This window comes from Petralouisia muris, assembly GCF_004793545.1.
Classification (GTDB): Bacteria; Bacillota; Clostridia; order Lachnospirales; family Lachnospiraceae; genus Petralouisia; species Petralouisia muris.
The window spans coordinates 64,736-73,728 of record NZ_SRYA01000025.1 but is presented as its reverse complement, the minus strand read 5'-3'; the positions used below and the strand labels follow the sequence as shown (position 1 = coordinate 73,728).

Genomic DNA, 8,993 nt, shown 5'->3' with positions numbered 1-8,993 from the left:
CTAATTTACAAGGAATTCTGGCATTAATCTTTTCTGCAACTGTCAAAGACAGGATATTAGTGAAAAATTCAAGGGGCTTTTTTAACTTTGTTAAATTTTTCATTATCTTGTGATATTTTGAGTGAAAATATATTTTTGCCGTCCCCGCCAATGGTTTTTAGCAGCACACACATTTCTTTCGGATCTGAATTTTTCATTTGACATTCTCTATCGCCCGGGCTATGATCTTTTTATACGCAGAAACAACTGAAAGGAGGGCGCACTCATGCTTTGGGATACCCATATGCACACACATTTTTCCACAGACAGCCAGGCCGATACCAGAGAAATGGTTCAGGCATCTATCCGCGCAGGGGTTGACGGCGTCTGCTTCACCGACCATCTGGATTTGGATTACAGTTCCTCCCAGGAAGAATTTATGCTTGACATTCCCGGATATTTCAGGGAAATGCAGGCGATCCAAAAACACTACTCCGGCAAATTCCCCATTTGCATCGGAATAGAAATCGGGCTGCAGCCTCATCTTACAGATCGGCTTCCCCGGATCATCGGAGAACATCCCTTTGACTTTGTCATTGGTTCTTCCCACGTGGTGCACGGCCAGGACCCTTACTATCCGGAATATTATCAGGGAAAAACAGAGGATGAGGCATACCTGGAATATTTTGAATCTATTTTGGAAAATCTGGCTGTTTTTGACTGTTTTGACGTATACGGACATCTGGATTATGTGGTTCGCTACGGCCCTACGAAAAATGAGAACTACACTTATGATAAATTTTCAGATGTGTTAGAAGAAATTCTGCGCACGTTGGTGGAAAAAGGCAAGGGTCTGGAACTGAATACCGGAGGATTCCGGTACGGCCTTGGACATCCCAATCCTACGGAACGCATACTGAAACGCTATCGGGAACTGGGCGGAGAGATTGTCACGATTGGAGCTGACGGACACAAACCGGAAGATGTTGCTTTTGATTTCGTGAAGGCTCCGGGAATACTGAAAGAGGCGGGATTTGAATATTATACGGTGTTTCAGGAAAGAAAACCTCTGTTTTACCGGCTGTAAGCCGGGCAGGAACTCTATTTTTTTGGAAACTTCACCCTGGCCGGATGGAGTAATAATATATAGTTGGCGATTAATGATTGCCAGCAGCGCCCTGCGCAGCCGTTTGCGGCATCTGTCTCTTCGCGCGAACGCCATCCCCAGTGGGGCGATATCCCTGGCAGTTTTCAAATGCCAGAGATATCGCATACCAGGGCAAAACTTTACTTCTCCAGTTCCGCAATTTTACTTCCATCCGTCAGACTGTACGCTTCTACCCTTCCATTTGCACACAGCAGGTAAAAACATTCCCCAATATAGGTTCCCCGCACTCTGCTTGAGTAAACCTCGCCATCACTGCAATCAATCTTCATCTTCTCCTGAAAAGCCCCGTCTGCATACGTAAACAATACATACTCTGAGCGGTAATCCTCTTCATAGTCCTCTGCGCAAAATCCAAAGAGATTCTTATCCGTGTCGATCAGTACAGACTTGTAGTCATATAATGCCTGAGCGTAATCATAAGGCAAATTCAACTTAGACTGTTCCTTCACATCCGAAGGGTCAGAAATGTCAAACATGGACAGCTTCATCCCATCTGTAGCCCCGGTTTCTTCGTCCGCTTCCATGCCGATTCCCAGAAGAAGGTTATCTCCATAGAAATGCAGATATTCAGAAAATCCGCTGATTTTCAGCTCTCCCAGAATCTTCGGCTTTTTCGGATTCGACAAATCTACGGAAAACAGCGGATCCGTCTGCCGGAATGTGACAAAATAACCGGCGTCTCCCATAAATCTCGCAGAATAAATAAGTTCGTCTTTTGCCAGATTTTCAATCTTCCCTGCTATTTCTAAGCTGCCGTCCAGCACATACAGGCTGTTCGTTGTCTCAAAATCCATGCCGTCATTTCCAATAATTTCTCCGGTAATATCATCTTTTACCACTTGCACGTTCTGGCTTTCCACTGTGGTGACCATGCGCAGATATCCCTTATATTCATTCATTGCCATATCGTCCCGCAATATTCCCTTCACGCTGCCCTCTGCTTCTTTCTTCATTTTTCCATCCTGATAGGAAAAACGGAAAATCCTGGTGCTGTCGCTCTGTTTGCCTTCTGTCCCATAATCCACATACATACTGTCTGTTACGTAAATATTGTTTTTACTTACGTAAAATCTATCGGCTGCCGTTACAATAGCTGTTGTATCCGTAAATTGATCCGGCTGTTCCATATGAACGGAAGCCATCACCAGATAGGCTGCCGTTTTCGTATCCTCTGGCAGATAAATCTTCTCAGGCGCAAGAGGTTCTCCGTCCACTTCGGGAACGTAAGCCTGATAATCCTTCTCTAACCTGGGCCTGTAGGCGTTACAGGTAGTAAAAAAGTACAGATACCCATCCGAAATTCTGGAATCTCTATAGCTTCCTTTCAGTGTAAAGGTATGGTACAATTCCGGATTCTGACGATCTTTAATATCATAGATATGAATTCTGCTGTAGGACGTCTCTCTGTAATAATCCCCTGTTTCAGAAGAAAATATTTCTTCCACAAACCCTTTCACTCCATCCAGCAAATTCCCGCTGTCCGTATCCTCTTCTTCCATGGGATCACTGACCCAGCCGCTTTCAATCACCGCAAGACTATCCTTCCACACATAGATTTGTTGGATTTCATTATCAAATTCCCCGATTCTGGAAACTTCCTTCAATCCGTCCCTGGTATCCACAATCTGGACGGTATGTTTGCCTGACTTATTCTCATAAACTACCTGATAAAGATACCGTCCGTCATTTTTAATGATATCCGCTTCCTCTACCTCCGCTTCCTGCTGATTGGTTTTCCCATAAGCTTCTGAACCGGAGTTCTCCAAATCGGCGCTGTCTTCCACTGTCTCTGTAGCCACGGCCGCACCTTCAGCTGGCATCTCTGCACTGCTTTCTCCTCCTGTATCCATTCCGGCAGAATCCGTTGCCCGTTCCTCAATATAGGCTGTCATCTTCTCCTGTTCTTTCCAGATATCAGAAAATGCATCATACAATTCCTGGTAAGAAGCCCCTTTCTCTGTATCTCCCTGGGACGCTTTTTCCTGAGGCTGTTCCACCGCCAGTTCCAATTCTTCCATATTCTTTTGGACGCCCCGTTCCCAGTCTACGGAACGGCCGGCGGCAAACAAAACCACTGCCAGGCAGGCAGCAACCGCGGCTGTCTGGAGCCACCATCTGCGGTAACTTCTTTTCTTATCTCTCTTCTTATTCATAGATGCTCCTCCTTTCTCTTCCATAGGCTGTTTCTGCCCGTTTTGGGTATCTCCCAGGGAAAAGTCAGGTGCTTCCCCCTGCTCCTTAAGGGTCTGCTTCAGCTCCGGTTCTTCCTGCTGGGATGGGCGGAAGGGTGCTTCCCCCCGCTCCTTAAGGGTCTGCTTCAGCCATGCTTCCATCTGCTTTGGCTGCAGTTTGTCCGGTACTGGCTCTGATTCAGCCGCCTGTTTCACATATTCTCTTATGGTTTCCTCTGTCCATTGCTCCTTCAATCCCTGCTTTTCCATCATCACACCTCCAGCTTCTTTTTCATTTTTTGAAGCGCCCTCCGATATTTGGAACGGATGGTACTGTGATTCTTATTTAAAATATCTGAAATTTCCTCACTGGTATATCCTCCCAGCACAGACAATGCCACGATAAACCGCTCCTCTTCCTCCAATTCTTCAAAAACCTGCTTTACCGCAGACGCCATGGCAAAATCTGTTTCTTTTGCCAGAATCTTCTCCTGAGCCGGGGAAATATCTTCGATATCTTCCTCCCTGCGAAACCAGGCCTGCATTCTTTTTTTACACTTATTCGCCAGAATCTTCATGATCCACGGCCCGAATTTGTCTTTCTCCTTCAACTGATAAAATTTTTCATAAGCAGCCAGCACCGCATCCTGCACCGCATCCTCAGCCTCCTGCTGATTCTGCAGATAGAACCAGGCCGTACGATACATCTGCGGATAAATTTTCTCATAACACCGCATAAATTCTTCCATATGGGAGCTCCCTCCTTAAGTGAAACGGATATCCAAAACTGTTGCAGACAATTCTAAGTTTTCACTCTTATCTTTTATGAGTCTTTTTTCTCTTAAAATGTTGCATCAAAAGATAAAATATTTGACAAAACCATTAACGTCCTGAGCATACAAAGCCAAAATGCAGGCAGACGCCTCAAAGCATGCTTGAAAAATGCTCTGAGGCGCCTGCCTGCACCTAGTTTCATTGATGGAATCATCAGCAAATCATCGCACCATCCACGGACAGCACTTCTCCTGTTACATAACCTGCCAAATCACTTGCAAGGAACAAAAATGCATTTGCCACATCCTCAGGCTCTCCTACCCTTCGAAGCGGAATTGCCTGAATCATGGGCTGGATTACTTCATCTGGCAGCGCTGCCACCATATCCGTTCTTGTGATGCCGGGCGCTACTGCATTGACGCGGATATGATAGGGCCCCAGCTCTCTTGCCAGAGAAAGAGTTAAACCATTGACTGCAAATTTGCTGGTGGGGTATGCAACTCCTGCTGGCTGCCCGTTTCTGCTTACCATGGAACTGGTGGAAATGATACATCCTCCGCCCTGTTCTTTCATAATCGCTACGGCAGGCAAAACGGCATGAAAAATTGCATTGACATTTAAACTCATTACCTTTTCAAAATGCTCCGCTGTGCAACTTACCGTAGGGGTACTATCAGAAATTCCGGCATTATTTACAAGAATATCAAGCCTTCCGTATTTTTCTTTCACCGCATTAATCTGAGCCGCCACTGCATCGGCGTCTGCCAAATCCGGGCAGGCTCCTTCTACCGGCCACTCTGAGTTCTCTTCCTTCAGGGAAGCAAGGGCTTTGTCCACTGTTTCCTGACGGGAACCGAACAGGACTACTGTTGCGCCGTTTTCCAGAAATTTCTTCACAGTCGCATAGCCAATCCCTCTTGTTCCTCCTGTTATTACCGCTACCTTTCCTTTTAACATTAACATGTTATCTCCTTTCGTTTCTCCATATATGGTTATCAGATCATGCCGTCTCACCTTTGCGTCCATAAATTCATTATATCACTGTTTTGCAGAATGATACAGTTAATTTTGATCCGGCCTCTCTGAATTACTTCGGCAATACAATCTCATATTTCTGCAGTCTTACCCCTCAGCCATGCCAAACCCAGGCATTTTCCCGGTATAAAGCTGATAATACTTTCCCTGCTGTGCAATCAGGTCATCATGAGTGCCCCGTTCAATCACCCGTCCCTGCTCCAGCACCATAATGCAGTCACTGTTGCGGACGGTGGAAAGCCTGTGGGCAATTACAAAAGTGGTCCTTCCTTTCATTAATTTGTCCATGCCGTCCTGTACCAGCCGTTCTGTTCTGGTATCAATCGAACTGGTCGCCTCATCCAGAATTAAAACCGGCGGATCTGCCACCGCCGCCCGTGCAATGGCCAGAAGCTGCCGCTGTCCCTGACTTAAATTAGCGCCATCTCCGGTCAGCATAGTCTGATATCCTTCCGGCAGCCTGCGGATAAACTGATCCGCATTGGCAAGCTTGGCTGCAGCGATTACTTCTTCGTCTGTGGCATCCAGCTTCCCATATCGAATATTCTCCATTACCGTATTCGTAAAGAGATGAGTATCCTGCAGCACAATGCCAAGGGAACGGCGTAAATCTGCCTTTTTAATCTTATTGACATTAATTCCGTCATACCGAATCTTTCCGTCCTGAATATCATAAAACCGATTAATGAGATTTGTTATGGTAGTCTTTCCAGCACCGGTAGAGCCTACAAAAGCAATTTTCTGTCCTGCATTGGCAAACATTTTCACATTATGCAGTACGATTTTCTCTTCGCTATAGCCGAAATCCACATCATCAAACACTACATCTCCAGTCAGCTCAATATAATCTGTCGTTCCCTGCGCCTGATGAAAATGCTTCCAGGCCCACAGCCCCGTCCGCTGCTCTGACTCTGTAAGGACGCCGTTTTCCTTTCTGGCATTGACCAAAGTCACATATCCCTCATCTGTTTCTGGCTCTTCATCCAAAAGGGCAAACACACGCTCCGCGCCTGCCATTGCCATTACTACGCTGTTTAACTGCTGGCTCACCTGATTGATGGGCATGTTAAAGCTGCGGTTAAAGGTCAGAAAGCTTGCAAGCCCTCCCAAAGTAAATCCTCCGATTTTGTTCAATGCAAGAATTCCGCCCACCATAGCACAGACCACATAGCTCAGATTCCCAAGCTGCAGGTTCACCGGGCCTAACATGTTAGCAAATTTATTGGCATTATTCGCACTTGTAAACAATTCCTCATTCAGTTCCTGAAAGCGTTTTCTGCTTTCTTCTTCATGACAGAACACCTTTACTACCTTCTGGCCTTCCATCATCTCTTCAATATACCCGTTGACCTTCCCCAGATCCCTCTGCTGCGCAATAAAATATTTACCGCTTCTGCCTGCAAATGTTTTGGTTGCAAAAAGCATGACTGCTACCATCATAAGCGTCACAAGCGTCAGCGGCACGTTCAGAAAAAACATACTGAGTAAAACGCTTACCACTGTAATGCCGCTGGATAACAGCTGTGGCATACTCTGGCTGATCATCTGACGCAAAGTATCAATGTCATTGGTATAAATTGACATGATATCTCCATGGGAATGAGTGTCAAAATATTTAATTGGAAGGCTCTCCATATGTGTGAACATATCATCTCTGAGATTTTGCAGCGTTCCCTGGGTCACTTTGACCATCAGGCGGTTATACCCCCAGGTGGATATGGCTCCGATTCCATAAATCACTGCCACCTGTAAAATAGCTGCTGCCAAAGGCCCGAAATCCGGATGCTCTGCCCCAATCATAGGCAGAATATACACATCTATTAAAGTCTGCATAAACAATGTTCCCCGGACATTTGCAAGCACGCCTACAAGAATTCCCACAATCACAAATAAAATGTGAAACTTATAATTCGCAAGGATATATCTCATCAATCTGGCAAATAATTTCCCCGGGCTTTTGATCTTGGGTTTAGGTCCCCGCGGGCCTTTCCCCATAGGGCCTTTCGGCTGCGTTCCCTGATTTACAGCACTTTCTTGTTTGGAAGCCATTGTTTCTTTTCCTGTTTCTGCCATTATCTGTCACCTCCCGGCTGATCAAAGTCTCCTCCGCCCCCTGTCTGGGACTCATAAACATCACGGTAAATTTCACTGCGTTCTAATAATTCCTCATGGGTACCGAAATCTGCCACCCTGCCATTGTCCATAACAATAATTCTGTCTGCACCTTGCACGCTGGATACACGCTGGGCAATAATCAGCTTCGTTGTGTCCGGTATCTCGGTGGCAAAGGCTTTCCGAATCCTGCTGTCAGTGGCAGTATCCACTGCGCTGGTAGAATCATCCAGAATCAGAATCTTCGGCTTTTTCAACAGAGCCCTGGCAATGCAAAGGCGCTGCTTCTGCCCGCCGGACACATTACTTCCTCCCTGCTCAATGTATGTATCGTATTTGTCCGGAAACTGCTCAATAAATTCATGGGCACAGGCCATCTTACAGACCCTGATACATTCTTCCTTCGTCGCATTCTTGTCGCCCCACCGCAGATTTTCCAGAATCGTACCGGAAAACAGCACATTCTTCTGAAGCACTACGGATACCTGATTCCGCAGTTCTTCCATATCATATGCTTTTACATCAACGCCGCCGACAGACACTTTACCTGCCGTTACATCATAGAGCCGGCTGATCAAGTTCACAAGGCTGGATTTGGCGCTTCCGGTTCCGCCGATAATCCCGATGGTTTCACCGGCATGGATTTCCAGGCTGATATCTTTCAATACCAATTCCCCGCCATCTCCATTCCTGGTTTCAGACAAAGATTTTGAATAAGAAAAATCCACATGTTCAAACGTAATCCGTCCATCCGGCACCTCCTGAATAGGATGTTCGGGATTCGACAGTGTGCTCTTTTCATTGATTACTTCTGCAATACGCTCAGCGCTTGCTGCACTCATGGTTACCATTACAAAAATCATGGAAAGCATCATAAGGCTCATCAGGATATTCATACAGTATGTCATCAGGCTCATAAGCTGCCCTGTAGTCAGCGCATTGCTTACAATCATTTTGGCTCCCAGCCAGCTGATTGCCAGAATACAGCCATATACGGCTATCTGCATCAAAGGCGCATTCCAGGTCAGGATCTTCTCGGCTTTGGTAAACATCTGATAAATGTTGCCGCTGGCCTTAGTAAATTTCTCATTCTCATAATCTTCCCGCACATAGGCTTTTACCACACGGATTGCTGACACATTTTCCTGTACACTGGCGTTTAAATCATCGTATTTCGGGAAAATCTCTTTGAAATACTTCATCGCCTTCCTCATAATCAGAAACAGGCAGAAGCCCAGTGCAATTACTGCAATCAAATAAATGCTCGCCAGTTTCGCATTGATTAAAAACGCCATCACCATCGCTGTAACCATGCTGATAGGCGCACGTACACACATACGCAGAATCATCTGATAAGAATTCTGAACATTCGTGATATCTGTAGTCAGCCGCGTAACAAGTCCGGCTGTAGAAAATTTATCTATATTTGCAAAAGAAAAACTTTGAATGTTATCAAACATGGCCGTCCTTAAATTCCTTGCAAGTCCTGTAGATGCACTGGCTCCGTATTTTGCGCCCATCATGCCTGCCGCCAGTCCAAAAACTGCCAGCAGCATCATCACTGCCCCCGTTTTATAAATGTAATTCATATCTCCCTGTTCCACCCCATTGTCAATAATGGCTGCCATCAGCAAAGGGATCAGCATTTCCATTATAACTTCCAATATCATACAGACAGGAGTAATCAAAGAATCCTTCTTAAACTCCTTCACCTGTCCTAAAATTGTCTTTACCATGCCGGTTCCTCCTGTATT

At 45.8% G+C, this 8,993-nt stretch carries 7 protein-coding genes; 1 reads left to right on the top strand and 6 read right to left on the bottom strand.

The window, feature by feature from the left end:
* Positions 1–68: 68 nt before the first annotated feature.
* Positions 69–197 carry a hypothetical protein gene (locus tag E5329_RS30705; RefSeq protein WP_275443254.1) on the bottom strand — a complete coding sequence of 43 codons (129 nt, stop codon included), beginning with the start codon at positions 195–197 and terminating at the stop codon, positions 69–71.
* A gap of 68 nt (positions 198–265) precedes the next feature.
* Between E5329_RS30705 and E5329_RS13580 the strand changes: the two genes are divergently transcribed.
* Positions 266–1,066, top strand: coding sequence for a histidinol-phosphatase HisJ family protein (locus E5329_RS13580; RefSeq protein WP_135990059.1), 801 nt, complete (start codon positions 266–268; stop codon positions 1,064–1,066).
* 200 nt (positions 1,067–1,266) lie between these two features.
* On the opposite strand, the gene E5329_RS13575 is transcribed toward E5329_RS13580, so the two are convergent.
* The 5 genes from E5329_RS13575 to E5329_RS13555 form a co-directional block, all read right to left on the bottom strand.
* Complete coding sequence (locus E5329_RS13575) at positions 1,267–3,591, bottom strand: beta-propeller domain-containing protein (RefSeq protein WP_135990058.1); 2,325 nt, start codon at positions 3,589–3,591, stop codon at positions 1,267–1,269.
* A complete protein-coding gene (locus E5329_RS13570) occupies positions 3,591–4,067 on the bottom strand; it encodes an RNA polymerase sigma factor (RefSeq protein ID WP_135990057.1) in 477 nt (158 codons plus the stop codon). Before E5329_RS13570 ends, E5329_RS13575 begins: the two co-directional genes overlap by 1 nt.
* A gap of 238 nt (positions 4,068–4,305) precedes the next feature.
* Positions 4,306–5,049: an SDR family NAD(P)-dependent oxidoreductase gene (locus E5329_RS13565; RefSeq protein ID WP_135990063.1), complete on the bottom strand. Its 744-nt coding sequence runs from the start codon at positions 5,047–5,049 to the stop codon at positions 4,306–4,308.
* A 165-nt stretch (positions 5,050–5,214) separates the two neighbouring features.
* Positions 5,215–7,122 (bottom strand): ABC transporter ATP-binding protein, encoded by a 1,908-nt coding sequence (locus tag E5329_RS13560; protein ID WP_275443255.1) that lies wholly within the window; start codon positions 7,120–7,122, stop codon positions 5,215–5,217.
* Positions 7,123–7,199: 77 nt separating this feature from the next.
* Complete coding sequence (locus E5329_RS13555) at positions 7,200–8,975, bottom strand: ABC transporter ATP-binding protein (RefSeq protein WP_135990056.1); 1,776 nt, start codon at positions 8,973–8,975, stop codon at positions 7,200–7,202.
* Positions 8,976–8,993 lie beyond the last annotated feature (18 nt).